Source organism: Agromyces sp. NPDC057865, assembly GCF_042796995.1.
Classification (GTDB): Bacteria; Actinomycetota; Actinomycetes; order Actinomycetales; family Microbacteriaceae; genus Agromyces.
This window is the reverse complement of the sequence record NZ_JBHVMJ010000001.1, coordinates 1109804-1136794: the sequence shown is the minus strand read 5'-3', so window position 1 is coordinate 1136794 and position 26991 is coordinate 1109804. Positions and strand designations below refer to the sequence as shown.

Sequence of the window (26991 nt, the reverse complement as noted above, 5' to 3'; positions counted from 1 at the left end):
GATGCCTCGGCGAGTCGCTCGGCCGCTGGCGAGGAGCGCCCGGCGCAGCCGGACGCGTCTCGGGACCCGGCTTGATCGTGCTCGTCCCGCTCAGCCCGCCGGCGCCGCCTCGGCCGCCGCGCCCGCGACATCCGGCACGCCCTGCGGCGCCCGCTGTGGACGGCGCAGGAAGACGACCGCGACCGCGCCGATGAGGATGACCGCCGCCGGCAGCAGGGTCGCCTGCGCCATCGCCTGCGAGAAGCCGTCGACGACGAACGGCGGCAGCGCGCCGCTGCCGAACCCCTCGGACGAGGCCTCGGCCGCTCCGGGGAGGTTCGCCTCGAGGCGCGCCTGCATGAACGCGGCGATCGCCGCCGAGCCGATGACCGACCCGACGGTGCGCATCGTGTTGTAGATGCCCGCGCCCGCGCCCGCCTGCCGCGGCTGGAGGTTCCGCGTCGCGGTCGTCGCGAGCGGCCCCCACATGCCGGCGTTGCCGATGCCCATGATCGCCGATGGGATGAGGTACGCCCAGATCGGCGTGTCGACGTTCATGAGCGCCGAGTAGAGCACGAGCGATCCCGACACCAGCAGGAGTCCGGGGATGAGCATCCAGCGCGGGTCGATGCGGTCGATCAGGCGGCCGGCGATCGGCGAGAGCACGCCCGCGAAGACCGCCATCGGCACGAGCAGCAGCGCAGCCTGCGTGGGCGTGAGCCCCCGGGCGAGCTGCACGAAGAACATGAGCGGCAGCGACATGCTCGTCACGGTGAACCCGACGGTCGCGATCGTGAGGTTCGCGATCGAGTAGTTGCGGTCGCGGAACAGCGGGAGCGGCACGAGCGGCTCGCTGCGCGTGCGCGCCTGCTGCCAGATGAACAGGCCCATGACGGCGACGCCCGTGATGATGAGGCTCCACACCGAGATCGGGCCCCAGATCACGCCCCAGTCGTACTTCTCCGCCTCCTGCAGGCCGAACACGATGAGGAACAGTGACGTCGCGCTGAGGAACACGCCCAGGATGTCGAAGCGGTGCTTGTGCGTCTCGAGCTTCGGCACCAGGATCCAGGCGAGCACGAAGCCGACGACGCCGACCGGCAGGTTCACGAAGAAGATCCACTCCCAGCCGAACCCGTCGACGAGCAGGCCGCCGGCCAGCGGACCGACGAGCAGGGCGACGCCAGAGGTCGCGCCCCACAGGCCCATGGCCGCACCGCGGCGGTCGGGCGGGAACGTGCGCGTGATCACGGCCATCGTCTGCGGCGTCATGAGGGCCGCGCCGAGGCCCTGCACCGCACGGAAGGCGATGAGCGCACCGAGCGAGCCCGACAGGCCGCAGCCGAGGGAGGCGAGCGTGAAGATCGAGAGGCCGATGAGGTAGATGTTCTTCGGCCCGAACCGGTCGCCGAGGCGCCCGGTGATGAGCAGCGGCACGGCGTAGGCGAGGAGGTACGCCGAGGTCACCCAGACGACGTTGTCGAGGTCGGGCGTGTTCGGGTCGAGCGCGGCCTTGATGGCCGGGTTCGCCACCGACACGATCGTCGTGTCCACGAGGATCATGAAGAACCCGATGACGAGGGCCCAGAGCCCGGGCCATGGGCCGCGTTCGCGACGGCCGGATGCCGCGGTGGCCCCGGTGCCCGAAGTGGTGGTCGTCGCATCCGTCGAGTGCTCGGTCATCGACGTGCCTCCTCTCGATCGGCGAGGTAGCGCTCGGTGGGTCCGTCGAGCTCGTCGACGCCCCACGGGAACGCGTGCTCCTCCAGTGCGGTGATGATGCCCTCGAGCCACGTCAGCTCGGCCGCGAGCATGGCGTCCTCGCGTTCGACCTCGAGGATGAACTGTCGTGGCACGTCCTTCTCGCGCGCCTCGCGACGGGCCTCGACCTGCATCCCGTGCAGTTCGGCGAGCGCGGCGCGGCGGGTGCGCAGCAGCGCGACGACCTCGTCGCGCCGGAGGTGATGCGCCTCGGCGAGCGCCACCCGGAACTCGGCCGGACGGTCGATGCCGGGCAGCTCGCGGCGCACCCAGTCGACGACGGTCTCGCGACCCGCGTCGGTGAGCGCGTAGGTCGTGCGCTCGGGTCGGTTGCCCGCGCGTTCGACGCCCACCTCGTCGACGAGGCCGAGCCGTTCGAGGCGTCCGACCGTGTGGTAGAACGTGCCGTTCGAGATCGCGACGAAGCGGTCGTCGTGCCGCTGGCGCATGAGCCGCATCATCTCGTAGGGGTGCATGTCGCCCTCGCGCAGCAGGCTCAGGATCATGAACCCGAGGCCGGTGATCCGCTCCACGGTGGGGTCCTCCATCCCGAATAGTCGACATGGACTATACGCCTCGCACGCGGCGTCGCCAAGGCGAGGGTGAACGGATGCCCCGCATGGGACGAAGAGCGCCGGGCGACGCCCGGGCGGGCGAGATCCCCCTCAGCCGCGACCGCTCGCCGCGAGGATCAGGTCGGCGATCTCGCGGGGGCGCACGACCATCGAGAGGTGACCGCTCTCGACCTCGATGGTCGTCGCGCCCATGCGCTCGGCCACGAACCGCTCGAGCTCGGGCGAGGTCGTGCGGTCCAGCTTCGAGACCGCGTACCAGCTCGGCTTCTCGCGCCAGGCCGCGACGGTCGTGCGGCTCGCGAACAACGTGTCCGTGATCGGACCCTGCACGGCGAAGAGCACCCGCGCCCTGGCCGGATCGACGCCGTTCGCGAAGTTCTCCAGGAACGCCTCCTCGCCGAACTGGATGAAGCCGGCGTCGTTCACCAGCCCGGCCATGGCGGGCGGCGTGGGGAATCGCTTGGCGAGCGCTGCGTAGTCCTCGCCCACGTCGGGGCCACGGGCCGCCACGTACACGAGCGCCGAGACGTTCGGGTGCGCGCCCGCCTCCGAGATGACGGTGCCGCCCCAGGAGTGCCCGGCGAGCACGGTCGGCCCGTCCTGCAGGTCGAGGGCACGGCGCGTGGCGGCCACGTCGTCGTCGAGCGTGGTGAGCGGATTCTGCACGGAGGTGACCGACAGGCCCGCCTGCTGCAGCAGGGCGATCACGTCGGCCCACGACGAGCCGTCGGCGTAGGCGCCGTGCACGAGGACGACGTTGCTGGCCGGGACGCCCGCCCCGGCGGATGGTTCGGCTGGTATGGACATGCGTGCTCCTTCCGGAGGTTCGGAACGGGTCGTGCCCACCATACGTTCGGGCCGGGGCTTCGATCTAGACTCACCCTGAAGGCAGCACCGCGCGGCATCGCAGACGTGGATCGGGGGCCGGCATGGACTGGGCACTGGTGGGCATCGGGCGACGGCGAGGCGGCGTTGTCGGCACCTGACGTCCGCGGCGAGCCGCGATCCCGGCCGCGCGGACCCCGCCGGCCGGAGTCGAGCCTGGCCGAGCGCTGGACCCGGATCGACGGGGTGGACGTGTTCTACCGCGAGTCGCCGAACGCGCCGCCCGACGCCCCCGTGATGGTGCACCTGCACGGCTTCGGGCTCTCGGGCCGGTACCTGCTGCCGACCGCCGAGCGGCTCGCCGACGAGTACCGCACCTACGTGCCCGACCTGCCCGGCTTCGGGCGGAGCTGGCGCGCCCCCCGCGCGCTCGACGTGCCCGGGCTGGCGCAGACCGCCGCCCGGTTCCTCGACGACCGCGGCGTCGAGCGGGCGACGCTCGTCGGCAACTCGATGGGCTGCCCGGTGATCACCGAGTTCGCCTACAGCTTCCCCGATCGCATCGACCGCGCGATCCTCGTCTCACCGGCCGGCGGGGTCTACAACCAGCCGCTCATGGGCGCCATCACCCAGCTCGCGCGCGACGGCGGCCGCGAGCCGAAGCGGATGCTGCGGGTCGCCGTGCCCGACTACCTCAAGTTCGGCATCCCGAGCACCGTGCGCATGTTCCGTTCGCTCACCCGGTACCCGTCGTACGAGCGGCTGCTCGCCCTGCGCATCCCCACCCTGGCGGTGGTGGGCGACCGTGACCCGCTCATGCCCCCGCCGGCCATCGTGCGCGAGGTCGCGACGAACACCGACAACCACGTGGTGCTCGTCGTCATCGAGGGCGCGGCGCATGCCATCAACTTCAGCCACCCCGACGAGCTCGCGCACGTCATCCGGCTCTTCATGGCCGACAAGCCGATCGTCGACGATCCCGATCTGCCCGGGCTCGCGCACGTCGAGGAGGTCCACCGCAGCCCGCACCACCCGCCCGTCAGCGACACGTAGCCCGAGGAGTCCCATGGCCATCAACCCGATCGAGCGGGCGCAGATGCTGAAGGCGCTGGCCTCCGAGACGACCGAGGCGATCGGCGCCCTCGCCGACAGCGGCGAGGTCGCTCCGGGGAGCGCGGTGTTCGACGCCCTGGCGAAGCTCGCCATCCAGGCGAACGGCATCTCGAACGTGCTCGTCGAGGTGCTGAACGAGCTGCGCACGCGCTGAGCCCGGGGCCGCTGGTTGAGGAGGGCGCGCAGCGCCCGTCTCGAAACCGGCGTCCGCAGGGGTTTCGAGACGCGTCCGGCTGCGCCGGGCGCTCCTCGACCCACGGGAATCCGGGCCCGCGGCATCCGCGATCGGAACGGCTGCAGCCGCTGGCGGAACGGATGCCGCGAGCGTGGGCCCGATCGGCACGCCGCCGCCGTACGGTGTGAGCGGACGACCGCCGGCGGCGTGGGGGCACCCGCCGGCCGGACCCCTCGGTCCGTGCGTCCTCCGCGGCACACCCCGCCCGCGGACCCCCGACCCGCTTGGAGACCCCATGGGCACCCTCATCTACAACGGCGGCATCTCGCTCGCCGTCGACGACCGCACCATGGCGCACCTGCAGGTCGTCATCGTCAACAAGCTGCGCCGACGCGAGTCGTTCACCTTCACGTGGGACGACGGCGCGGAGCAGACCGTGTGCTGGGTCGCGCCGTCGATCGCGATCGAGTTCGTCTACTCGGGCAATCGGCAGCCGGTGCTGAACCGGGCCTGGCTCGAGCTGCTCGCGCTCTCGGCGAACGCGAACAGCGGCCTGGTGGTCATGCCCGAGCCGATCGAGCCGCCGCGCCCGACCGAGCGTCCCGACGAGCGCGCTCCCGAACGCACCCCCGAGCCGATCAGCGCCTGAGCGTCTCGCTCGGGTGCTCGCCGAAGGCCCGGTGATACGCCTGCGAGAACCTGGAGGAGTTGGCGAAGCCCCAGCGACGCGCGACCGCCGCGACGGTGAGGCGGCCATCGGATGCCGCGAGCTCGGCGCGTGCCCGCTCGAGCCGGATGCGCCGCAGCACCTCCGACGGCGACCGGCCGAGGTCGCGCGTGAACGCGTAGTGCAGGCCTCGCGTGGAGATGAATGCGGCATCCGCGACGTGCTGCACCGTGATGGGCTCGCCCGCGTACTCGTGCATGTACTCGATGGCGCGACGGACGACCGCCGACGGCTCAGGGCGCGCAGGTGGGCGCTCGGCGACGTCGAGCCAGCTCGTGTCGAAGGCGTACAGGAACGCGGTCGCCAGCTGGTGGAACATCCCCTCCGCGAAGATCGGGGAATCGAAGGCTTCGGGCGCCTCCGCGAGCACGCGCTCGAAGGCGCCGAGCGCGAGGCTCCAGTGTCGGGCGTGCTCGGTCGACAGCGGCGCAGTGCCACGGCGGACGAGGCGGAACGACGGGTCGCCGGCTGCGGCCTGTGCGATGCGCTCGACGGCACCGAGGTCGAGCCGCACGAGCTTCGCGTCGAACGCCTCCCAACGCCCGGCCATCCCCTCCGCCGGTGCGAGGAACGGTCGCGAGGTGTCGACGGGCTCGCGGCCGTGCGCCAGCTCGTAGCCCCGACCGCGGCTCATGATGACGACCAGGTCCTCTGAGCCCGAGACGGCAGAACCCGATCCCTCGAAGGTGTAGTCCATGACGGTGAATCGCTCGCCGGCGGTCGACGCGAACGTCGATCGGAACCCGTCGCGCTCGACGCGTCCGAGGCGTATGTCGGGGAAATGGGCGCCGAGCTCGCGCTCGGCCGACTCGAGGTCGTGGACGACGACATCCGTGCGCGTCACACCGCTCATTCCATCTCCCAGGCGTTCGGGTCCGACCGGTGCGACCACTGTACGCGCCGCCCGCGTCGAGGAGAAGGAGAAGATCTCCCAACGGCTGTCAAGGGGCAGTGGCGATCGGACAGCCGTGCGAGGCTGACCCGATGGACACCCAGGACGCACCCATCGAAGACGGCAGCGGCGAGGCCGGGATCGACGAGAAGATCGCGGGCGTCGCGGAGCAGATGCGCGGCGACGCCGCGCTGGGCCACGTCGACGACCTCACGACGATGGCGCGCCAACGACTCGGCGAGGCGAACCTGCCGACGGACGACGCCACGGTCGCCGCCGTGGTCGACGGCGCCCGGCGCGCCTGAGCCGCCCCGCGACCGCCTCCGCGGGTCATCCCGCTCACCGATTCCGGCGCGACCACTCCAGCAGCCGGTCCACCGGCCACGTCGTGACGATGCGCTCGGCCGGCACGCCGTTCGCCTCCGCGCGCGCCGCCCCGAGCTCGAGGAACGAGAAGTGCCCCGGCGCGTGCGCGTCGCTGTCGATGCTGAAGAGGCATCCGGCCTCGAGCGCGAGCTGGATGAGGTCGTCGGGCGGGTCCTGGCGCTCGGGCCGCGAGTTGATCTCGACGGCGACGCCGTACTCGGCGCACGCGGAAAACACCGCGCGCGCGTCGAACGTCGACTGCGGCCGGGTACCGCGCGAGCCCTCGACGAGTCGGCCGGTGCAATGGCCGAGCACGTTCGTCTGCGGGTCGGCGATCGCCCCCAGCATCCGCCGGGTCATCTCGCGCGACTCGGTGCGCAGCTTCGAGTGCACGCTCGCGACCACGACGTCGAGCCGTGAGAGCATCTCGGGCGTCTGGTCGAGCGCGCCGTCGAGGAGGATGTCGACCTCGATGCCCGAGAGCAGCCTGATGCCGCCCTCCCGTGCCGCGTCCAGCTCGTCGAGCACGTCGAGCTGCTCGATCAGGCGCTCGGCGCTGAGCCCGTTCGCGACCGTGAGGTTCGGCGAGTGGTCGGAGATCACGAGGTACTCGAGGCCGACGAGCTCGGCCGCACGGGCCATCGTCGTGATGGGCGTCGTGCCGTCGCTCCACTCGGTGTGGCTGTGCAGGTCGCCCTTCAGCTGCGCGCGGAGCCCGGGCTTCGCGGCGGAGACCGCCGGGCCGCTGCGCTCGCGCAGGTCGGCGAGGTAGTCGGGCACCTCGCCCCCGACGGCCTGGGCGATGACCGCGTACGTGCTGTCGCCGATGCCCTTCGTGCGCTTCAGCCGGCCGTCGCGCACGCGCGCCGCGAGCTCCTCGGGCGTGTACTCCTCGATGATCGCCGCGGCCCGGCGGAATGCCGTGGACTTGTACCTCGAGGCTCGGTCGCGCTCCAGCAGGAAGGCGATCTCCTCGAGCGCCGCGACGGGATCCATCCCCCCATTGTGGCGATGGCCGCGGCATCCGTCACCCGGTCGACGGGCACGACGGATGCCGCTACAGCTCGACGACCGTCATGCCCGAGCCCGCACCGCCCGCCGTGCCCATCGCGGCGAGCGCCGCCGGCACCTCGTCGAGCGCGATCGTGCGGCCGACGAGCTCGACCGGACGGAAGTCGCCCGACGCCACCGCGCCGAGCATCGACGGATATTCGTGCGCCGCCATGCCGTGGCTGCCGAGGATCTCGAGCTCGCCTGCGATGACCGCGTCCATGGGCATGGCCGCAAGGGCGTTGTCGCCGAACATGAGCCCGATCTGCACGTGCCGGCCGCGCTTCTTCAGGCTCCGCACCGAGTCGAGCGCCGTCGCGGCCGAGCCGTACGCGTCGAACGACACGTCGACGCCGCCGCCGGATGCCGCGACGATCCGCTCCGCCGCGCCCTCGCCACCGCGCACCGGCACCGCGCCGAGCTTCTCCGCCGCCTCGAGGGCCGCGTCGGACACGTCGACCCCGTACACGGTAACGCCCGCCGCGACCGCGATCATGATCGCCGAGAGGCCGACGCCGCCGCATCCGTGCACCGCGATCTGCTCGCCAGGCGCGAGGCGGCTGCGCGACACGATCGCCCGGTAGGCGGTCGCGAAGCGGCATCCGAGCGACGCGGCCTCGACGAAGCCGAGCGAGTCGGGCAGGCGGATGAGGTTGCGGGCGGCCTCGTCGACGACGACGAGCTCGGCGAACGAGCCCCAGTGCGTGAAGCCCGGCTGCGACTGGGCGTCGCAGACCTGTTCGTTGCCCGCGAGGCATTCGGGGCAACGGCCGCACGCGCAGATGAACGGCGCGGTGACGCGATCGCCGACGCGCCAGCCCGCCGTGTCGGGCACCTCCGAGCCGAGCACGGCGATCTCGCCGGCGAACTCGTGGCCCGGCACGTGCGGCAGCGCGACGGTGTCGTCGTGGCCCATCCACGCGTGCCAGTCGCTGCGGCAGACGCCGGTCGCGCGAACGCGGATCACCGCGCCGCGCGGCGGGCATGCGGGCTCAGGGACGTCGGCGATCTGCGGCGTCTCGCCGAAGGCGTTCACGAGCACGGCGCGCACAGGGGTCCTCCGTTCGGGGTCGCTCCGCCGACGGGCTGGGGGAACCACGTGACGGATGCCGCGGCGACGCCTGCTGGGGGAGGCGACGGTCCGCGGCGCTGCGGGTCCGTCGCCGCAGGGCGCGCGCGACATCCGCGATGTTACCTCCCCGCGCAGGTCCATGCGTCCGCCGGGACTTGCGGGCCGGCGACAGGATTGTGTAACAATATCGCATGCGTTTCGTCGTCGCGGTCCTCCTCGCCTCGGTGTGCTTCGGCACCACCGGCACGGCGCAGGCGCTCGGGCCCGACGCGAGCTCCGCCTCCGTGGGTGCCGCGCGCCTCCTGATCGGCGGCGGCGCACTGGGGCTCATCGCCCTGTTCATGCACTTCGCCGGGCGTCGAGGCGGCGCGACCGGGACATCCGCCGCGTCGACGCCCGGCGTCGGCCCCGCGCCCTCGCCCCGGGTGCCGACGTGGGCGGTCGTCGGCATCGGCGCGCTCGGCGTGCTCGCCTACCAGCCCGCCTTCTTCGCGGGCACGGCCGCGAACGGCGTCGCGGTCGGCACCGTCGTGGCGCTCGGCTCGGCCCCCGTCATCACGGGCGCGCTCGACTGGATGCTGCGGCGCCGCTATCCCGGACACCGCTGGCTCCTCGCCACCGCGATCGCCACCGCGGGCGTCGCGATCCTCGCCGTCGCCACCGACCAGGGCTCGGCGAGTGCCAGCCCACTCGGACTCCTCGCCTCGCTCGGCGCCGGCGCGTCGTACGCGGTGTACACGCTGGCGGGCAAGGCGCTGCTCGACCGGGACTGGACGCCGATCGGCAGCATGGGCTCGCTCTTCGGCGTCGCCGCGATCGTGAGCCTCCCGGTGCTCTTGTCGACGGATGCCTCGTGGCTCGCGACCGGCCCGGGCCTCGTCATGGCCCTGTGGCTCGGCCTCGTCACGACGACGCTCGCCTACGTGCTGTTCGGGATCGGCCTGCGCGGACTCGCCCCCGCGACCGTGTCGACGCTCACCCTCGCGGAGCCGCTCACCGCGGGGATCCTCGGCGTCGCCGTGCTCGGCGAGACGCTGTCGGCGGGCGGCCTGCTCGGACTCGCCGTGCTCGCCGCCGGGATCGTGGTGCTCGCCACGGCGGGCACGCGACGGGCGCCGCGGCCCGCGGTCGCCTGACGCGTCGGGGTGTCGGAGGCCGCCGATAGCGTCGAGGGATGGACGTCATCCTCATCCCCGGTTTCTGGCTCGACGCGTCGTCGTGGGAGCGGGTGACCCCCCTCCTCGAAGAGGCCGGTCATCGCGTCAACCCGCTCACCCTCCCCGGGCTCGAGTCGCCCGACGCCGACCGGTCGGAGATCGGCCTCCAAGACCACATCGACGCGGTCGCCGAGATCGTCGACGGCTACGGTGCCGACGCGCAGCTCGTCCTCGTCGGGCACTCGGGCGGCGGCGCCATCGCGCACGGCGTGGCCGACGCCCGCCCCGACCGCATCGTGCGCGTCGTCTACGTCGACGCCGGTCCGCTCGGCGACGGGCTCGCCGTCAACGACCAGCTGCCCGTCGTCGACGGCGAGATCCCGCTGCCCGACTGGTCGGTGTTCGACGACGCCGACCTCGTCGATCTCGACGACGACCTGCGCGCGCAGTTCCGTGCCCGGGCGATCGCCGAGCCGAAGGGCGTCGCCTACGACCCGATCGCGCTCACCGACGAGCGGCGCTACGACGTGCCGGTCACGATCATCGCGTCGGAGTTCCCGAGCGCGGCCCTTGTCGAGTGGATCGCCGCCGACTCGCCGTTCACGCGCGAGCTCGCGCGCGTGAAGCACGTCGACTACGTCGACCTGCCCACGGGGCACTGGCCGCAGTTCACCAAGCCCGTGCAGCTCGGCCAGGCGATCGCCGCCGCGATCGGCTGAGCCGAGCCGGCGGCGTCACCGCACCGGCGGCACGGGCGTCGCTGCGTCGGGGCGAGGAACTCGGCGACCGCCTCCGTGATGCGGTCGCGGGTCTCCTCGTCCGACGCGGTCGCCGCGTTGTCGCCCGGTTGCGGGCCGTAGTCGCCGAACGCGGCGTGGTTCGCGCCCGGGAGCATGACCGTCTCGGCGGTGGGCGGCAGCAGGTGCGCCGCGTCGGCGACCTTCTCGGGCGTCGAGAGTCCGTCGCGCTCGCCCACGAGCGAGAGCACCCGCAGGTCGGTGTCGGCGAGGTCGTTCGCGCAGTAGCTGCCGAACAGCACGACGCCGGCGACGGGCGGGTCGGCCGCGGCATCCGTGCTCGCACCCGCGAGCTGGCAGGCGCGCACGCCACCCAGCGAGTGCCCGCCGACGTACCACTCGGTCACGTCGGGTGCGTCGGCGGTGAACGCCGAGAGCGGGCGGGTGTCGAAGAAGGCGAGGTTCAGCGTGGGCTCCGTGATCACGACGGTCGCACCCGACTCGGCGACGATGCCGCTGAGCTTCCACAGGTAGGCGGCCGGATCGACGCGCGCTCCGGGGATGAACACGAGTCCGACGTCGCTGCCGCCGTCGGACGGTTGGATCACGAACGACCGGTCGGTGTGGGTGATGGTGATCTCGTCGTCGCGCCAGGCCTCGAGCGCGGCCGGTCGCTCGCCGGCCATCACGGTGTGCGCCCACACGAGGAACACCACGATGACGAGCACGAGCACCGCGACCACGCCGAGGGCGATCCGCCCGACGCGGCGTGCGATCACCGGCAGGCGCCGATCACAGCTGCGAGCCGTCGATCGAGAACGTGTCGCACGACTGCGCGCCGCCCTGGTACCCGGTCTCGAACCAGCGCACGCGCTGCTCGCTCGACCCATGGGTGAACGAGTGCGGCGACACCTGCCCCTGCGTCGCCTCCTGGATCCGGTCGTCGCCGACCGCCGCCGCCGCGTCGATCGCCTGCGCGTACTGCTCGCGCGTGATCGGCTGGAGGAACGGGACGCCGCGCTCGTCCGTGGTCTGCGAGGCCGCCGCCGCCCACGAACCCGCGAAGCAGTCCGCCTGCAGTTCGGTGCGCACCGAGTTCGACGTCGGTCCGGTCTGGCCGTCCTGCGCGCGCTCGAGGACGCCCGCGAGGTTCTGGATGTGGTGCCCCCACTCGTGCGCCACGACGTACATCTCGGCGAGCGGGCCACCGCTGGCGCCGAACTGGCTCTCGAGCTGGTCGAAGAAGCTCGTGTCGACGTAGAGGGTCTGGTCGGGCGGGCAGTAGAAGGGCCCGGTGGCCGAGGAGGCGTTGCCGCAGCCGGTCGCGACGGCATCGGTGAAGAGCACGAAGCCCTGCGGGCTCGCGTAGGCGACCCCGATGGTCGGTGCCGCGTCGACCCAGTAGTCCTCGAGGGATGCCGCGGCGCCCTTCATGCGGCAGTCGACGCGCTCGTTGGCGTCCTGACCGGTCTGGCACTCCTCCAGGGCGGAGTCCTCCGCCGCCGGCTGGCCGCCGCCTCCGCCGAGGAGGCCGGTGACGTCGACGCCGAGGAGCTGCGAGATGATCACGAGTGCGATCACGCCGAGGCCGCCGCCGACGGCGATGCCGGTGTTGCGTCCGCGCTTCGAGGTCTTGCCACCGCCGATGTCGGCGTTCGGGTTGAACGTCATGGCATGACGCTACTCTCCGCGCGGCTTCGGAAGCCGATCCCCGCCGTCTTCGGGCGAGGGGTTGACGACGTCGGGTCGGGCGGGAATGAAGCCCCTCCGATGCCGGAGCGGCCCCGTGTCGTCGCTGACCGCGTCGCCGTCCGGATCCTCGTCTTCGATGTCGCCATCGTCCGCGTCATCGTCCGCGTCGTCCTCGTCGTCCGCGTCGTCGTCGTCGTCCGCGTCGTCGTCCTCGTCGTCGTCCTCGTCGTCCGCGTCCTCGCCGGCGTCATCCGCATCGTCGTCCGCGTCCTCGCCCTCCAAGGGCTCCGTCGCGGCATCCGTGGCACGTTCACGCTCGTCGTCGCCGCCGCCGCCCGCGAACTTGTCGGTCGCGCGGATCAGTGCATCGAGGATGCCCGGCTCGTCGAACGCGTGCCCGGCGTCGGAGACGAGGTGGAACTCGGCCTCTGGCCACGCGCTGTGCAGGTCCCACGCGGTCATCGGCGGAGTGCACATGTCGTAGCGGCCCTGCACGATCACGGCCGGGATGCCGGCGAGCCGCGGGGCGTCCCGGATGAGCTGCCCCTCCTCCCACCAGCCCCCGTGCCGGAAGTAGTGGTTCTCGATGCGCGCGAACGCCGTGGCGTACTCGGGCGCCGTGAACCGGGCGATCGTGTCGGCCTGCGGCAGCAGCGTGATCGTCGACGACTCCCAGCGCGACCAGGCGATCGCGGCGGGCTGGTGCACCTCGGGGTCGGGATCCTTCAGCAACCGCCCGTACGCCTCGATGAGGTGCGCGCGCTCGAGCGCCGGCACGGGCGCGAGGAACTGCTCCCAGAGGTCGGGATACACGGCGGCGGCCCCGCCTTCGTAGAACCAGTCGAGCTCCTGCCTGCGGAGCGTGAAGATGCCGCGCAGCACGAGCTCGGTGACCCGCTCGGGATGCGTCTGCGCGTACGCGAGCGCGAGGGCGCTGCCCCACGATCCGCCGAAGACCTGCCACCGGTCGATGCCGAGGTGGTTCCGCAGCCGCTCCATGTCGGCCACGAGGTGCCACGTGGTGTTCGCCGAGAGGTCGGCGTCGGGTTCCGACGCGTGCGGGATCGAGAGTCCGCAGCCGCGCTGGTCGAACAGCACGATCCGGTATCGCTCGGGGTCGAACAGCCGGCGGTGCTCGGGTGTCGTGCCGGCGCCGGGTCCGCCGTGGAGGAACACCACGGGCCGGCCCTCGCGGTTGCCCGACACCTCCCAATAGATGTGCTGGCCGTCTCCCACATCGAGCATGCCCGTCTCGAGCGGCTCGATCTCGGGATAGAGGTCTCTCATGCCGACACGCTAGACGATCCGCGGATGCCCCCGACAGCCGCCGCGCCGCCGACGCACCCCCATTCGCCCGCATGCCGCCCGCTCCCAGCCTCGCGCCCTACGCTCCCGCCATGCGACCCGACCCGGCACCTGCGGCCCCTGGGCAGGAGTCCGTCTGGGACTACCCCCGACCGCCACGCGCCGAAGTCGTCGACGTCCGCGTGACGATCGACCTCGGCGGCGAGCGCGTCGTCGACACCCGCGACGTCGTGCGGGTGCTCGAGACGAGCCATCCGCCCGTCTACTACCTGCCGATCGCGGCGTTCGCACAGGGTTCGCTCGAGCCCACTGCCGGCGAGTCGTTCTGCGAGTTCAAGGGCGCGGCCCGCTACCTCAGCGTGCGCGGCGGCGGCACCGTGGCCGAGCGTGCGGCGTGGAACTACCCGACTCCGTCGCGCGGCTTCGAAGTGCTCGCGGATCGGGTCGCGGTCTACGCGGCCCCCATGGACGCCTGCATCGTCGACGGCGAACCCGTGGTGCCGCAGCCCGGCGGGTTCTACGGCGGCTGGATCACGTCGGGCGTCGTCGGCCCGTTCAAGGGCGGCCCGGGCTCCCACGGCTGGTGACGCGGCATAGTCTGTGCGTATGGCCGCGAAGAAGCCGATCACGATCACGATCACGGGCGCCGGAGGGCAGATCGGCTACGCGCTGCTCTTCCGCATCGCCTCGGGCGCGATGCTCGGACCCGACACCCAGGTGCGCCTGAACCTCCTCGAGATCCCGCAGGGCCTGCGCGGTGCGGAGGGCGCGGCGCTCGAGCTGCACGACTCGGCGTTCCCGCTGCTCTCGCACGTCGAGGTCTACGACGACCCGACGGCGGCCTTCCGCGGCACGAACCTGGCCCTCCTCGTCGGTGCCCGTCCACGCACCGCGGGCATGGAGCGCGGCGACCTGCTCGCGGCGAACGCGGGCATCTTCGGGCCGCAGGGCGCAGCGATCAACGCGGGCGCGGCCGACGACGTGCGCGTCGTCGTGGTCGGCAACCCGGCAAACACGAACGCGCTCATCGCGGCGGCGCATGCTCCGGATGTCCCGGCCGACCGCTTCACGGCCCTCACCCGCCTCGACCACAACCGCGCGCTCGCCCAGCTCGCGCCGACCGTCGGGACACCGGTGAGCGACATCCGCGACCTCACGATCTGGGGCAACCACTCGGCGACGCAGTTCCCCGACGTCGCGCACGCGACCGCGGGCGGGCAGTCGGTGGCCGCGCTGCTCTCGTACCGCCTCGGCGGACCCGAGGCCGCGCGCGAGTGGCTCGTCGACCACTTCATCCCGCGCGTGGCGAAGCGCGGCGCCGAGATCATCGAGGTGCGCGGCTCGTCCTCGGTCGCGTCCGCGGCGAGCGCCACGATCGACCACGTGCACGACTGGGTGCTCGGCACCTCGAACGGATGGACGAGCGCCGCGGTCGTGTCCGACGGCTCGTACGGCGTGCCCGAGGGGCTCGTGTCGTCGTTCCCGGTCGAGTCGGTCGACGGCGCCTGGCGCATCGTGCAGGGCCTCGAGCTCGACGCGTTCGCGCGGCATCGCATCGACGCATCCGTGGCCGAACTGCAGGACGAGCGCGACGCGGTGCGAGCCCTCGGCCTCGTGTAGCGGCGGCAGCCGCCGGGAGCGACGCAGACGTCGCGGAAGGAGCGACCGACGATGACGACGGATGCCACGACCCTCGACCTCAGCGGCTACGTGCTCGCGGTCGACGAGCAGTTCGACGGCGACGACCTCGCCGACACCCGCTGGTTCCCGCACTACCTGCCGCACTGGAGCTCGCGGGCGGCGACCCGGGCTCGCTACGAGGTCTCCGATGGCACGCTCAAGCTGCGCATCGACCGCGACACCGAGCCGTGGTCGCCCGAGTACGACGGCGACGTGCGAGTGTCGCACCTGCAGACGGGCCAGTTCTCGGGCCCGCTCGGGAGCCCCGTGGGCCAGCACCGGTTCCGGTCGGGCCTCCTCGTGCGCGAGGAGCAGGACGAGGAGCGCCTCTGGCTGCCGCACCACGGGGTCATCGAGGCGCGGGTCCGCGCGATCCGGCATCCGTCGGCCATGGTCGCCCTCTGGCCGGTCGGGTTCGAGGACGAGGCCGTGAACTGCGGCGAGATCTGCATCTTCGAGATCTTCGGCAGCGAGGTCGGCGAGGACTCGGGTCTCGTCGGCGTCGGCGTGAAGCCGCAGCACGATCCGCGACTCGTCATGGACTTCGAGAAGGTGCGCGTCGACGGCGACCTCACCGCGTTCCACGACTACGCCGTCGAGTGGCTGCCCGAGCGCCTGCGCTTCTTCGTCGAAGGTCGGCTCGTGAAGACCGTCGAGCAGTCCATCGCCTATCCGGTGCAGCTCATGCTCGACGTCTACGAACTGCCGACGGATGCCCCGCGCGACCTGGATGCCCTGCCGTTCGTGTTCGAGGTGGCGCACGTGCGCGAGTACCGGCCCCGCTGACCGCGCGCCGGCGCCGCCTAGGCTGGGGGCATGGCCTCCGAACCGATGTCCTCCGCCCGCCGAAAGCAGCTCATCGTGGGGCTCGTCGTGGGCGCCATCGTCGGCGTCGGCATCAGCCTCTGGACCGGGTTCTGGCTCTGGCTCGCCGCCGGACTCGCGGTCGGGCTCGCGGCCGGCGCGCTCATGAAACCCCCGTCGTCGGAGTAGGTCAGCGCCCCGACGCCACGTACGCCTCGATCCCGTCGATCACGCGGGCGAGCCCGAAGTGGAACGCGCGCTGGGGATCGGCCGGCGCGCCGTACTCCTCGCCCGCCGCCTGTCCGACGCGGCCCGAGATCGGGTACCGCGTGGGGTCCATGATCTCGGTGAGCACGGGCGCGTTCCGCTCCCACCACTCCTCGTCGGTCTCGGTGGTCGAGCGGTGCAGTCGCTCGGCGTCGACGTAGGCGCGCGCCGGCCCCGCGACGAAGCCGACGACGAGCGTGATCACCTGGTCCATGTCGAGGTCGCTCAGCCCGAGTCCCTCGATGGCCCGCAGGCTCCACTCCCAGCGGTCCGAGACGTTCGGTCCGAGCGGCGGCCGGCTCGTGTCGATCGAGAGCAGCCACGGATGCCGGAGCAGCTCGTTCCACGTCAGCCGCGCCACCTGCTCGAGGCGCTCGCGCAGTGATCCGCGCAACTCGGGGAGCGGCTGCTCGGCCGCCACGCGATCGACCATCAGGTCGATGAGCTCGGCCTTGCCCGGCACGTAGGTGTACACCGACATCGGCTTCAGGCCGAGGCGCTCGGCGATGCGGCGCATCGAGAGCGCCTCCATGCCCTCCTCGTCGGCGAGGGCGATCGCCGTGTCGACCACCGCGTCGACGCTCGCGCGCTGCTTCGGACCCCGCGAGCCCACCGGCTCGCCGAGGCGATCGCGCCACAGCAGGCGCAGGGTCCGGTCGGGCTCCCCTCGCCCGGTGGATTCGGTCGACACGGGGGCTAGCCTACATTCTCCGTATAGTGTACGGTCATTGAATAATTCCGTACGTTGTACGTTGAAAGGATTCGATGACTGCCACCCTCCCTCCCCCTCCCGCCCTCGAGGCCATCGGGCTTCGCAAGCGCTACGGGCGCGAACCGGCGCTCGACGGCTTCGACCTGACGATCGCGGCCGGTACGGTGCACGGCCTGCTCGGCCCGAACGGTGCCGGAAAGACCACGGCCGTCCGGTGCCTCACGACGCTGACCTCGTTCGACGACGGCACCGCCGCCATCGCGGGCGTCGATGTCCGGCGCGATCCCGTCGGCGTGCGCGAGCGCATCGGCCTGGTCGGCCAGTTCCACGCGGTCGACGACGCGCTCTCGGCGCGGCAGAACCTCATGCTCTTCGCCCGGCTCAGCGGCCTCTCGAAACGGCGGGCGGCCGAGCGCACCGGCCACCTGCTCGAGGCGTTCGGGCTGGCGGATGCCGCGGACCGCCCGACCTCCGGGTTCTCGGGCGGCATGCGCCGCCGCCTCGACATCGCGGCCGGCCTCGTGCTGACCCCCGCGATCCTGTTCCTCGACGAGCCCACCACCGGACTCGACCCGCGCGGCCGCGCCACCGTCTGGCAGGCCGTCCGCGAGGTCGCCGCCGCGGGCACGACGGTGCTCCTCACGACCCAGATCCTCGACGAGGCCGATCAGCTCGCCGACCGCGTCTCCGTCATGGCCCACGGACGCGTCATCGCCGAGGGCACGCCCGCCGAGCTCAAGGCGCGCCTCGGCGGCGACCGCGTCGAGGCCGTGGTCGCCGATGCGAGCCGGCTCGCGGATGCCGCGGACGCGATCGCCCGGGTCACGGATGCCGCGGCATCCGTCGATGCGGACACCCGCACCGTCACTGCGGTGGTCGCCGACGGCGCGAAGGCGCTCGCGCCCATCGTGCGCGCGCTCGACGCCGCCGGGGTCGACGTCGACGACCTCGCGCTGCGCCGCCCGACGCTCGACGAGGTGTTCCTGCACCTCACCGCACACGCCGCCCGAACCGACGAGGAGGTCGCCCGATGAGCGCCGCCCTCCACCCCATGCCCGCCCGCGGCATCGCGGCCGCTCCGGGGCTGCGCGACCGCCGCTCGAATCCGCTCCGCGAGGGAGCGCTCATCGCCGGCCGCGACCTGCTCCACCAGGTGCGCGAGCCCTGGGGAGTCGTCTTCGGCCTCGCGTTCAACATCATGCTGATCCTGCTGTTCGCGTTCCTCTTCGGCGGCGCGATCGAGGTCCCGGGCGGCGGCGACTACATCGCCTATCTCCTGCCGGGGATGTTCGCGCTGGCGATGCTGTTCGGGCTCGAGACCACGATGACCGCCATGTCCGAGGACGCGCAACGCGGGATCACCGACCGCTTCCGCTCGCTGCCCATCTCGAGCGCGTCGGTTGCGCTCGGACGGGCGATCGCCGACCTCGGCAACTCGATGCTGAACCTCGCCGTGCTGATGCTCGGCGGACTGCTCATCGGCTGGCGCCCGACGACCGGGCCGGCCGAGATCGCGCTCGGCGTACTGCTCCTGCTCTGGCTCCGGTTCGCCCTGCTCTGGGTCGGGATCTTCCTCGGACTCCGGTTCCGCGGCACGGGCGCCACCACGGCCGTGCAGGTGCTCGTGTGGCCGGTCGGATTCCTCTCGACCGTGTTCGTCTCGGCCGAGACGATGCCCGGCTGGCTCGGCGTGATCGCCGAGTGGAATCCCGTGTCGGCGACTGCCACGGCCGCGCGCGAGCTGTTCGGCAACCCGACGGGGGTCACGAGCGGATGGCTCGCCGAGCACGCGGTGCTCGCGGCATCCGTGTGGCCGCTCGTGATCGCGTTCGTGTTCGTGCCGCTCGCGGCGGTCGCGTACCGGCGTCTGCGGCGTTGACCGACCGGTGATCGAGGAGCGCCGCGCGCAGCGCGACCCCTCCGGTGATCGAGTAGCGCCGCGCGCCAGCGCGACGCGTATCGAGATCCCCTCACCAGGTCTCGATACGCTTCCGCCTCCGGCGGTCGCTACTCGACCACCGGAAGGTCACCACGCCTCGATACGCGTCCGCCTCCGGCGGGCGCTACTCAACCACCGGAAGGTCACCAGGTCTCGATACGCGTCCGCCTCCGGCGGGCGCTACTCGACCACCGGAATTACTTGTTCGAGCTCTTCTCCGGCGCGGGCAGCGTGCCCGCCGCCCGACGCTCGGCGTAGTACTCGCGGGCCTCGTCCTGGCGCTCGAGCTCGGCGCCCGTCGCGATGCTCGCACGCAGGTGCTCGGGCGCGAAGCCGAACGCATCGACGAGGTCCTGCGCGTGCGGGCGCAGTCGCTCGACGAGCCGGTCGATGTACGCCGTGACGGCCTGCGCGCGCTGGGGCGAGAGGCGGCCGTGGATCAGGTACCACGCGAGGTGCTGCTCGATGAGTCCGAGGCCGAACAGGTCGCGCACCCACGTGAGCACCTGCTTGGTGCCCGGATCCGTCGTCTTCGCGAGGCCGCGCGTGAACGCCTCCCATTGCAGCAGCTCGGCGTGGGCGCGGGCCGCCTCGATGAGCTCGTTCTGGTTGCGATTGAACGCCGCCGCGGCATCCGCCTTCGGCAGCTTGCGCGCGTCGCGGAGCCGGCCCGCGATCTCGGCGATCATCGTCTCGACCCGGTCGGTGAGCAGCTCGCGCTGGCCCTCCTCGTCGCGGAGCTCCGAGACCGAGCGGGCCGTCGACCCGAAGTCGGCGATCGTCTGCGCGAGGCGGCGCAGGCCCGAGCCGTGGTACGCGCGGTCGGCCGTCTGGGCGACGACGTACCGGGCGAGCGCGCCGGCGTCGGCGTTCGCGAACTGCTTCGAGTAGTCGGTGAGCAGGCGCTTGGCCACGAGCTGCAGCAGCACGTTGTTGTCGCCCTCGAACGTCACGTAGATGTCGAGGTCCTGGCGCAGGCCGACGAGGCGGTTCTCGGCGAGGAACCCGGCGCCGCCGCAGGCCTCGCGGGCCTCCTGCAGCGTCTCGAGCGCGTGCCACGTCGACAGCGGCTTCAGCGCTGCGGCGATGGTCTCGAGGTCCTGGCGGTCGTCGTCGGTGTCGGCCTTGCCCGAGAACACCGCGTCGAACTTCACGAGGAACTCGTCGTGCGCGAAGACCTGCGCGTACGTGGTGGCGAGCTTCGGGATGAGCCGGCGCTGGTGGCGCTGGTAGTCGAGCAGCACCTCCTCGTCGACGTCGCTCGCCGCGTTGAACTGGCGTCGCTGGTTGCCGTAGGTGATCGCGATGTCGAGGGCCGCCGCCGAGGCGATGGTCGCCGCGCCGTCGAGCGACACGCGGCCCTGCACGAGGGTGCCGAGCATCGTGAAGAAGCGGCGGCCGGGGCTCGCGATGGGGCTCGAGTACCTGCCGTCGGCTGCGACGTCCCCGTAGCGGTTGAGGAGGTTCTCGCGCGGGACGCGCACGTCGGTGAAGTGCAGGCGGCCGTTGTCGATGCCGTTGAGGCCGCCCTTGAGGCCGTCGTCCTCGCCGCCGATGCCCGGCAGGAACTCGCCCTGCTCGTCGCGGATCGGCACGTAGAACGCGTGCACGCCGTGGTTCACGCCCTTGGTGATGAGCTGCGCGAACACCACGGCCGCGATGCCGTGCACGGCCGCATTGCCGAGGTAGTCCTTCCACGCGCCGCGGAACGGCGTGTGGATCACGAACTCCTCGGTCTCGGGGTCGTAGGTCGCCGTGGTGCCGATGGCCGCGACGTCGGAGCCGTGCCCGGTCTCGGTCATCGCGAAGGCGCCCGGCACCTCGAGGCTCATGATGCCCGGGAGCCACTGCTCGTGGTGCGGGGTCGTGCCGAGGTGCAGCACGGCGGCGCCGAAGAGGCCCCACTGCACGCCCGACTTGATCTGCAGGCTCGGATCGGCGAGCACGAGCTCCTCGAACGCCGCGATGTTGCCGCCGTGGTCGTCCTGGCCGCCGAGCTCCTTCGGGAACGCCTTGTGCACGGCCCCCGACTCGACGAGGCGCTTGAGCTGCCCGAGCACGCGCTCGCGGTGCTCGTCCATCGGCTGGCCGTCGATGCGCTGGTACTCGGGCTCCGCCGCGCGGGCGCGAGCGGCGAGCCGGATCTCGGGCCACGTGCCGAGCAGCTGATGCGCGAGCTGCTCGACGTCGATGCGCGGCGAGGCGGGCTGCGCCGCTGCGGGCGGGGCCTGGACGGGCGCCGCGGAACGGTCGCGCGACGGCGTCGCGGGAACGGTCGCGGCGGTCGTGTCGCCGGTCGTCTTCGGGGAAGTAGGGGTTGCCGTGTCAACCATCGTCGGTTCTGTCCTTCGCTGTCGGCGGGCTGCCGTTCCACGCTAGGACGCCCTCACGGGGGCCGGAAACGAGGCGTCCGGCGCCTACAAACGGCGCGCGGGACCCCTCGGACGGGGCTGTCGGGACCCTACAAAGGCGCATCGAGGGTGCGTTGCAGTGTCCACAAGCGGGCGTCGCGGCATCCGTGCACCCGCTTCACGACGATGAGCGGATGCCGCGGCATCCGCTCATCGAATCGCGAGTCAGTTGCGGAAGAAGGCGCTCGCCCGGCGCGTCCAGAGCAGCGCGATGATCACGAGCGAGATCGCGACGCCGAAGTACTCGCCGATCGCGCCGGCCGGATAGGCGATCGCGAGGAAGATCGAGCTCATGATCGAGAGCGCCTCGAAGATGGTGATCACGATGCGCGCGCCGCTGCTGCCCCGCATGAGGCCGACCGCCACCACGATCACCACGGCGCCGATGAGGATCGAGAAGATCGCGGTCGCGATGAGCTGGCTCGCGCCGCCGAACTGCTCGACGGTCGAGGCGATGCTCGTCTGGAACAGCAGGATCGTGCCTCCCAGGATGTCGAGCGCACCCGAGATCCAGGTCAGCACGGCGACGAGCGTCACGCCGCCCGGACGGTCGACGGAATTCGACATCGATGACTCCCCCACGTCGTCGGCGCCGCCAGGACGCGGCGCGCCTGGTGCGATGCTACTGCTTGGCGCGCTCCTTGGCGCGGGCCGTGGCGTTGAAGAAGGCGCTCGCCGGGCGCGTCCAGAGCAGGATGAGCACGATCGCGGAGAGCGCCACGTTCGCCCACTCGCCCACCGGGTTGCCCATCCACGCGACGGCGAGGAAGAGCGACTTGATGAGCGACAGGGCTCGCACGACGGTCACGATCATGCGGGCGACCCAGTTGCCCGTCCACAGGCCGAACGACAGCGCCACGACGATGGCGCCGAGGATCATCGACCCGATCGACGCGGCCAGCACGCCGCTCGACCCTCCGAACGCGGCGTTCACCGTGGGGTCGTTCGCCTGGAAGATCAGCAGGATGCCCGAGATGATGTCGTAGACGCCCGAGATGAACGCCACGACCGCGACGATCGAGACGACGACCGGCCGCTTGACTTCCACAGAATCCGACATGATGCGCACCCCATTCGCTCGGAGACGCGACCACTGCGTCCCGTGAGGCCGATGCTAGCGCGGGGGCGGATGCCGCGGCGAGGGCTCGCGGCATCCGCCACCCGGTGAGGGGCTCGACGCTGTCGGTGCGGGGTCGTCAGCGCTCGTAGCGCAGGCCGTGCCCGAAGCGGAACAGCGGGTCGGCGGTGTCGAACGGCACGTCAGGGCGGTTGGCCTCGACCGCGGCCATGCTCGACGGCAGGTCGAACGGCAGGCGACCCTTCGGCTCGGCCGCGCCGGTCAGCACGTCGAGCACCGCGCGCGGGTTCGCGCCCCAGTTCGCGACGATCGCGGCGACGTCGTCGACGAACGGCGTGAGGATCGCCGGCCGGTCGAGGAACACGTCGAGGACGGTGGGCACGGATGCCGCCACATCGCGCACGTGCGCGACGAACGCCTCGGCGAAGTCGAGCGAGCCAGCGTGGAAGAAGTTCTCGAACACGGTCGGGCGCTCCTCCCAGGGCGCCTGGACGCGCAGGATCGCAACGTCCGCCTCCTTGGGGGTCGCGACCACGGTGCCGTACTCGGCGGCGAGCTCGGCGTCGATGCCCTCGACGTAGAGCCGCGGCCCCGGTGCGAGCGGGAGCGTCGGGGCGCCGGCATCCGTCACCGAGTTCTTGAGAAGCGTGATCGACGCGCGCTGCGCCGCCTCGCCGGCGGCCACGAACTCGGGCGAGCCGACGACCTGCTTCGCGCGCTCGACGTCGACGAACGGACGGTCGAAGAGGCCGAGCACGAACTTCTCGCGCAGCAGGCGGCGCGCGGAGACGTCGAGTCGCTCCTCCGCGACCTCGCCCGAGCGCACCAGGTCGATGAGCAGCTCGGGGATCGCCTCGCCGCCGAACTGGTCGACGCCGGCCTCGAGCACCTTCACCATGCGCTCGCGGGTCGAGAGGTGCTCGACGCCCCACGCGCGTGCCGGGAATGGCTGGCCCAGGATCTCGGAGTCCGAGAGGAGGCCCCAGTCGGTGCAGACGATGCCGTCGAACGCGTAGCGCTCGCGCAGCAGGCCGGTGATCACCGATTTGTTGAAGCCGAACCCGACCTCCTCGTACTCGGTGCCGACGGGCATGCCGTAGTACGGCATGATCTGGCTCGTGCCCGCGTCGAACGCCGCTTCGAAGGGCTGCAGGTGGGTCTCGAAGGCGCCACCGGGGTAGACCTGCTCGCGGCCGTGCGCGAAGTGCGGGTCCTCGCCGTCGAGCTGCGGGCCGCCGCCGGGGAAGTGCTTCGTCATGGTCGCGACCGAGTCGGGCCCGAGCTCGGCGCCCTGGAAGCCGCGGATGTACGCCGCGCCGAGTCGGCTCGTGAGCTCGGGGTCCTCGCCGAAGGTCTGCAGCTGGCGCGACCAGCGCGGCTCGGTCGCGAGGTCGATCTGCGGGTGCAGCGCGACGCGGATGCCGACGGCGGTGTACTCCTGCCGGGCGATGTCGCCGAACCGCTCGACGACCGCCTCGTCGCCGATCGCCGCGAGTCCGAGCGTCTCGGGCCACACCGAGAAGGCGCCGGCCATGAGCCCGGCGAGCGGGTTGTCGCTGTAGGAGTGGCGCGGGTCGGTCGAGATGGTGACGGGGATGCCGAGGCGCGTGGCGGCCGCGAGCTCCTGAAGCCGGTTGTGCCACTCCGCCATGGCCTCGGCCGTCTTCGCCGCGGCGAGGATGTTGAAGTGGCTCATGAGCCGGCCATTGACGTACTCGTCGGTCGCCGGCAGGCCGAACACCGGGTCGCCGTCGGACAGCGTGCCGTCCTCGTTCGTCGCGATCATCGTCTGGAAGAAGAGGCCGGCCTTCTCCTCGAGCGTCATCTGCGAGAGCAGGATCTCGACGCGCTCGTCGACGGAGAGGCTCGCGTCGCGGTAGCGGGTGTCGAGGTCGCCGCCCGTGGTCGGGTCGATCGTGGTCGTCGGGCCCGCGACATCCGCCGCCCCGGTCGTGGTCGTCGGGTCGGCCTGCGCCGTCGTGTCGGTCATCCGCAGCACTCCTTCATGCTCCAGCCGGCACGTTCGCGTCCGGCATCCGGTTCATCATAAACCGAATGTCGCTTGGTTTTGAACCTCAGGCTGCGGGCTCGTCGGGCGCGAGGCCCTTGAAGTAGCGGCTCGCCTCCCCCGACCACAGCAGGAAGAGCAGGGCGATCGCGAGGAGGGCGCTGAGGATCTCGCTCGGGAGCATCGCCGGGTTGACGATGCCGAGCCAGATCGACTGCGCCAGCGAGAACACCTGCAGCACCGTCGCGGCGATGCGGGCCGTCGCGTATCCGCGCAGCAGGCCGAAGGCGATGACGATCATGGCCGCGCCGAGCAGCAGCGACACGATCGCGGCAGTCACGACGAGGCGGGCGCCGCCCGCCCGCTCGACGACCGCTGGATCAGCCTGCACGGCGAGAAGCATGATGCCCGCGATGACGTCGATGATGCCGGCGATGATGGAGAGGGCGGCCACGATCGTGACCCCGAGCGGCCGTTTCGTCGCGAACTGGTCTGACATGGCACTCCCTCGGTCGGGCGAACGGATGCCGCGGCGAACCGCGCTTGCGGCGATCCTAGCGGGCACCCGACGGCCGGGCTATGCCGCCGCGACCACCGCGAGGAGCGCCTCGCCGTAGGCCTCGCGTTTCTTCGCGCCGATGCCGGTGATGCCGTCGAGCTCGCCGAGGTTCGCCGGACGCGCCACCGCGACGGCGCGCAGTGTCGCGTCGCCGAACACGATGTAGGCCGGGACGCCCTGCTCGCGGGCCTCCCCCGCGCGCCAGGCGCGCAGCGCCTCGAAGAGCTCGGCCTGGGCGGGCTCGAGGTCGGCCGCGGCGGGGGCCGCCTTCGGGCCGCGCGAGCGGGCCGCACGCTCTGGCTCGGCGCGGAGCATGACCGAGCGCCCGCCCGACAGCACGTCGGACGCGGTATCCGTGATCGCGAGCGTGCCGTACTCGCCGTGCGTCTCGAGGAGGCCCTGCGCGAGCAGCTGCCGCACGACGCCGCGCCACTGCTGCTCGCTCAGGTCGTCGCCGATCGACCACGTCGCCAGGGCGTCGTGCCCGTGCTGGCGCACGCGCGGGGTCTCCTTGCCGCGAAGGATGTCGATGAGGTGGCCCGCGCCGAAGCGCTGCCGCCGCTCGCGCTGCAGCCGGACGATCGTCGACATGAGCTTCTGCGCCGGGACCGTGCCGTCCCACGACGCGGGCGGTTCGAGGCAGGTGTCGCAGTTGCCGCAGGGCTCGCTGCGCTCGCCGAAGTAGGCGAGCAGGTTCTGGCGGCGGCACTGCACGGTCTCGCACAGGGCGAGCATCGCGTCGAGGTGCTGCGACATGCGGCGTCGGTGCGCGAGGTCGCCGGGACTCTCGTCGATCATGCGTCGCTGCTGCACCACGTCTTGGAGGCCGTAGGCGAGCCACGCCGTGGCCGGCGCACCGTCGCGGCCGGCGCGACCCGTCTCCTGGTAGTAGCCCTCGACCGACTTCGGCAGGTCGACATGCGCGACGAACCGCACGTCGGGCTTGTCGATGCCCATGCCGAACGCGATGGTCGCGACCACGACGATGCCGTCCTCGCGAAGGAAGCGCTCCTGCGTGCGGCGCCGCAGGCCCGCCTCGAGTCCCGCGTGATACGGGAGGGCGTTCACGCCGTTCTGGGCGAGGAACACGGCGATCTTCTCGGTGCTCGCGCGCGAGAGCGCGTAGACGATGCCCGAGACCGGCTGCCCCGAAGCATCCGTGCCCTCGCTGCGGATGAAGTCGAGGAGCTGGCGCCGCACCTCGAGCTTCGGCGCGATGCGGTACTGGATGTTGGGCCGGTCGAAGCTCGAGACGAAGTGCTTCGCGCCCTCGAGCGAGAGCCGGCTCGTGATCTCGCGATGCGTCGCCTCGGTGGCCGTGGCGGTGAGCGCGATGCGCGGCACGTCGGGCCAGCGCTCGGCGAGCTCGGAGAGGGCGAGGTAGTCGGGCCGGAAGTCGTGGCCCCACTGCGACACGCAGTGCGCCTCGTCGATCGCGAACAGCGCGATGCGGCCGCCCTCGAGGAATCGCTTGACCGGCTCGGCGTTGAGGCGCTCGGGGGCGATGTAGAGCAGGTCGAGCTCGCCCGCGAGGTAGGCCCGTTCGACCGCGGCGCGCTCGGCCGGCAGCTGGCTCGAGTTGAGGTAGGCGGCCCGCACGCCGTTGCGTACGAGGGCGTCGACCTGGTCGTGCATGAGCGCGATGAGCGGCGAGACGACGATGCCCGTGCCCTCGCGCAGGAGCGCGGGGATCTGGTAGCAGAGGCTCTTGCCGCCACCCGTGGGCATGAGCACGACGGCGTCGCCACCGCCGGCGACCTGCTCGATGATCGCCGCCTGCTCGCCGCGGAAGGCGTCGTACCCGAACACCGTGTGCAGCGCCTCGTCGGCTGTGGCGAAGCGAGGCGGGGCGGGGCGCACCATGCGCGGCTCGGTCGCGGCGCGGCCCGGTGACGCGGCATCCATCGGCGTGCCCCAGCCCTGTGCCGCGGCTGAAGGTCGCGCCTCGTCGGGGGGCGGCGGAGCCCACTCGTCGTCGGGCGGCGGGGCGAGCTCATCGGGATCCCAGGGGACCTCCTCGGGGCCGTGGGATTCCGCATTCCAGCTCACCCGTCGAGTGTAACGAGCACCCACGACGGGTGAGCCGGAAGCCTCCCCGGCCCGGCGG

General features: G+C 72.0%; 27 protein-coding genes and 1 pseudogene. 12 read left to right on the top strand and 16 right to left on the bottom strand.

The window, feature by feature from the left end; translation table 11 throughout:
• Positions 1 to 90: 90 nt before the first annotated feature.
• The 3 genes from ACFVN5_RS05320 to ACFVN5_RS05310 form a co-directional block, all read right to left on the bottom strand.
• A complete protein-coding gene (locus tag ACFVN5_RS05320) occupies positions 91 to 1662 on the bottom strand; it encodes a DHA2 family efflux MFS transporter permease subunit (protein WP_376953751.1) in 1572 nt (523 codons plus the stop codon).
• Positions 1659 to 2288: a PadR family transcriptional regulator gene (locus ACFVN5_RS05315; RefSeq protein WP_376953750.1), complete on the bottom strand. Its 630-nt coding sequence runs from the start codon at positions 2286 to 2288 to the stop codon at positions 1659 to 1661. Before ACFVN5_RS05315 ends, ACFVN5_RS05320 begins: the two co-directional genes overlap by 4 nt.
• Positions 2289 to 2405: 117 nt before the next feature.
• Positions 2406 to 3122, bottom strand: a complete 717-nt coding sequence (locus ACFVN5_RS05310) for an alpha/beta fold hydrolase (RefSeq protein WP_376953749.1) — start codon at positions 3120 to 3122, stop codon at positions 2406 to 2408.
• 264 nt (positions 3123 to 3386) lie between these two features.
• On the opposite strand from ACFVN5_RS05310, the gene ACFVN5_RS05305 reads away from it, so the two are divergent.
• From ACFVN5_RS05305 to ACFVN5_RS05295, 3 genes are all read left to right on the top strand, one after another.
• Positions 3387 to 4193, top strand: coding sequence for an alpha/beta fold hydrolase (locus ACFVN5_RS05305; protein ID WP_376953748.1), 807 nt, complete (start codon positions 3387 to 3389; stop codon positions 4191 to 4193).
• A 13-nt stretch (positions 4194 to 4206) separates the two neighbouring features.
• Positions 4207 to 4407: a hypothetical protein gene (locus ACFVN5_RS05300; RefSeq protein WP_376953746.1), complete on the top strand. Its 201-nt coding sequence runs from the start codon at positions 4207 to 4209 to the stop codon at positions 4405 to 4407.
• 316 nt (positions 4408 to 4723) lie between these two features.
• Positions 4724 to 5077 (top strand): ATP-dependent DNA ligase, encoded by a 354-nt coding sequence (locus ACFVN5_RS05295; protein ID WP_376953745.1) that lies wholly within the window; start codon positions 4724 to 4726, stop codon positions 5075 to 5077.
• On the opposite strand, the gene ACFVN5_RS05290 is transcribed toward ACFVN5_RS05295, so the two are convergent.
• Complete coding sequence (locus tag ACFVN5_RS05290) at positions 5067 to 6008, bottom strand: helix-turn-helix transcriptional regulator (protein ID WP_376953744.1); 942 nt, start codon at positions 6006 to 6008, stop codon at positions 5067 to 5069. The two genes, ACFVN5_RS05295 and ACFVN5_RS05290, sit on opposite strands and share 11 nt — an antisense overlap.
• Positions 6009 to 6139: 131 nt before the next feature.
• On the opposite strand from ACFVN5_RS05290, the gene ACFVN5_RS05285 reads away from it, so the two are divergent.
• Positions 6140 to 6352 (top strand): hypothetical protein, encoded by a 213-nt coding sequence (locus ACFVN5_RS05285; RefSeq protein WP_376953742.1) that lies wholly within the window; start codon positions 6140 to 6142, stop codon positions 6350 to 6352.
• 34 nt (positions 6353 to 6386) lie between these two features.
• Here ACFVN5_RS05285 and ACFVN5_RS05280 read toward each other — a convergent pair whose 3' ends face one another.
• Positions 6387 to 7409 (bottom strand): PHP domain-containing protein, encoded by a 1023-nt coding sequence (locus ACFVN5_RS05280; protein WP_376953741.1) that lies wholly within the window; start codon positions 7407 to 7409, stop codon positions 6387 to 6389.
• A gap of 61 nt (positions 7410 to 7470) precedes the next feature.
• Positions 7471 to 8514 carry a zinc-dependent alcohol dehydrogenase family protein gene (locus tag ACFVN5_RS05275; protein WP_376953740.1) on the bottom strand — a complete coding sequence of 348 codons (1044 nt, stop codon included), beginning with the start codon at positions 8512 to 8514 and terminating at the stop codon, positions 7471 to 7473.
• A gap of 212 nt (positions 8515 to 8726) precedes the next feature.
• Here ACFVN5_RS05275 and ACFVN5_RS05270 point away from each other — a divergent pair, with 212 nt between their 5' ends.
• Both ACFVN5_RS05270 and ACFVN5_RS05265 read left to right on the top strand, forming a co-directional pair.
• A complete protein-coding gene (locus tag ACFVN5_RS05270; RefSeq protein WP_376953739.1) occupies positions 8727 to 9671 on the top strand; it encodes an EamA family transporter in 945 nt (314 codons plus the stop codon).
• 38 nt (positions 9672 to 9709) lie between these two features.
• On the top strand, positions 9710 to 10411 hold the full coding sequence (locus ACFVN5_RS05265) for an alpha/beta fold hydrolase (protein WP_376953737.1): 702 nt from the start codon (positions 9710 to 9712) through the stop codon (positions 10409 to 10411).
• Here ACFVN5_RS05265 and ACFVN5_RS05260 read toward each other — a convergent pair.
• From ACFVN5_RS05260 to pip, 3 genes and pseudogenes are all read right to left on the bottom strand, one after another.
• Positions 10327 to 11208 carry an alpha/beta hydrolase gene (locus ACFVN5_RS05260; RefSeq protein WP_376953736.1) on the bottom strand — a complete coding sequence of 294 codons (882 nt, stop codon included), beginning with the start codon at positions 11206 to 11208 and terminating at the stop codon, positions 10327 to 10329. The two genes, ACFVN5_RS05265 and ACFVN5_RS05260, sit on opposite strands and share 85 nt — an antisense overlap.
• A gap of 13 nt (positions 11209 to 11221) precedes the next feature.
• Positions 11222 to 12100 carry a neutral zinc metallopeptidase gene (locus ACFVN5_RS05255; protein ID WP_376953735.1) on the bottom strand — a complete coding sequence of 293 codons (879 nt, stop codon included), beginning with the start codon at positions 12098 to 12100 and terminating at the stop codon, positions 11222 to 11224.
• A gap of 357 nt (positions 12101 to 12457) precedes the next feature.
• Positions 12458 to 13408: pseudogene (pip, locus tag ACFVN5_RS05250) on the bottom strand (prolyl aminopeptidase); the annotation flags it as partial.
• Between the two features lie 110 nt (positions 13409 to 13518).
• On the opposite strand from pip, the gene ACFVN5_RS05245 reads away from it, so the two are divergent.
• Genes ACFVN5_RS05245 through ACFVN5_RS05230 form a run of 4 tightly spaced genes read left to right on the top strand, consistent with a single transcriptional unit; the run spans position 13519 to position 16099 of the window.
• Positions 13519 to 14013: a DUF427 domain-containing protein gene (locus tag ACFVN5_RS05245; RefSeq protein WP_376953734.1), complete on the top strand. Its 495-nt coding sequence runs from the start codon at positions 13519 to 13521 to the stop codon at positions 14011 to 14013.
• 19 nt (positions 14014 to 14032) lie between these two features.
• The gene (locus ACFVN5_RS05240) at positions 14033 to 15046 is read left to right on the top strand and encodes a malate dehydrogenase (RefSeq protein ID WP_376953733.1); all 1014 of its coding nucleotides are present in this window, start codon (positions 14033 to 14035) and stop codon (positions 15044 to 15046) included.
• Between the two features lie 51 nt (positions 15047 to 15097).
• Positions 15098 to 15892, top strand: a complete 795-nt coding sequence (locus ACFVN5_RS05235; RefSeq protein ID WP_376953732.1) for a glycoside hydrolase family 16 protein — start codon at positions 15098 to 15100, stop codon at positions 15890 to 15892.
• Positions 15893 to 15922: 30 nt separating this feature from the next.
• A complete protein-coding gene (locus tag ACFVN5_RS05230; RefSeq protein ID WP_376953731.1) occupies positions 15923 to 16099 on the top strand; it encodes an HPP family protein in 177 nt (58 codons plus the stop codon).
• A gap of 1 nt (position 16100) precedes the next feature.
• Here ACFVN5_RS05230 and ACFVN5_RS05225 read toward each other — a convergent pair whose 3' ends face one another.
• Entirely contained in the window at positions 16101 to 16868 is a 768-nt protein-coding gene (locus tag ACFVN5_RS05225) for a TetR/AcrR family transcriptional regulator (RefSeq protein WP_376953729.1), read from the bottom strand.
• Between the two features lie 74 nt (positions 16869 to 16942).
• Between ACFVN5_RS05225 and ACFVN5_RS05220 the strand changes: the two genes are divergently transcribed.
• Complete coding sequence (locus ACFVN5_RS05220) at positions 16943 to 17923, top strand: ATP-binding cassette domain-containing protein (RefSeq protein WP_376953728.1); 981 nt, start codon at positions 16943 to 16945, stop codon at positions 17921 to 17923.
• A complete protein-coding gene (locus tag ACFVN5_RS05215) occupies positions 17920 to 18768 on the top strand; it encodes an ABC transporter permease (RefSeq protein WP_376953727.1) in 849 nt (282 codons plus the stop codon). The genes ACFVN5_RS05220 and ACFVN5_RS05215 overlap by 4 nt, the downstream gene beginning before the upstream one ends.
• A gap of 257 nt (positions 18769 to 19025) precedes the next feature.
• Here ACFVN5_RS05215 and ACFVN5_RS05210 read toward each other — a convergent pair whose 3' ends face one another.
• The 6 genes from ACFVN5_RS05210 to recQ all read right to left on the bottom strand — a co-directional run bounded on the left by ACFVN5_RS05210 (position 19026) and on the right by recQ (position 26747).
• Positions 19026 to 21161 (bottom strand): acyl-CoA dehydrogenase, encoded by a 2136-nt coding sequence (locus ACFVN5_RS05210; protein ID WP_376953726.1) that lies wholly within the window; start codon positions 21159 to 21161, stop codon positions 19026 to 19028.
• A gap of 243 nt (positions 21162 to 21404) precedes the next feature.
• Positions 21405 to 21806, bottom strand: a complete 402-nt coding sequence (locus ACFVN5_RS05205; RefSeq protein ID WP_376953725.1) for a hypothetical protein — start codon at positions 21804 to 21806, stop codon at positions 21405 to 21407.
• Positions 21807 to 21861: 55 nt separating this feature from the next.
• Entirely contained in the window at positions 21862 to 22299 is a 438-nt protein-coding gene (locus tag ACFVN5_RS05200) for a hypothetical protein (protein ID WP_376953724.1), read from the bottom strand.
• A gap of 136 nt (positions 22300 to 22435) precedes the next feature.
• On the bottom strand, positions 22436 to 24307 hold the full coding sequence (locus tag ACFVN5_RS05195; RefSeq protein ID WP_376953723.1) for a glycoside hydrolase family 3 protein: 1872 nt from the start codon (positions 24305 to 24307) through the stop codon (positions 22436 to 22438).
• An 85-nt stretch (positions 24308 to 24392) separates the two neighbouring features.
• Positions 24393 to 24824 (bottom strand): hypothetical protein, encoded by a 432-nt coding sequence (locus ACFVN5_RS05190; protein WP_376953721.1) that lies wholly within the window; start codon positions 24822 to 24824, stop codon positions 24393 to 24395.
• Positions 24825 to 24902: 78 nt separating this feature from the next.
• Positions 24903 to 26747: a DNA helicase RecQ gene (gene recQ / locus ACFVN5_RS05185; protein ID WP_376954322.1), complete on the bottom strand. Its 1845-nt coding sequence runs from the start codon at positions 26745 to 26747 to the stop codon at positions 24903 to 24905.
• Between the last annotated feature and the right edge of the window lie 244 nt (positions 26748 to 26991).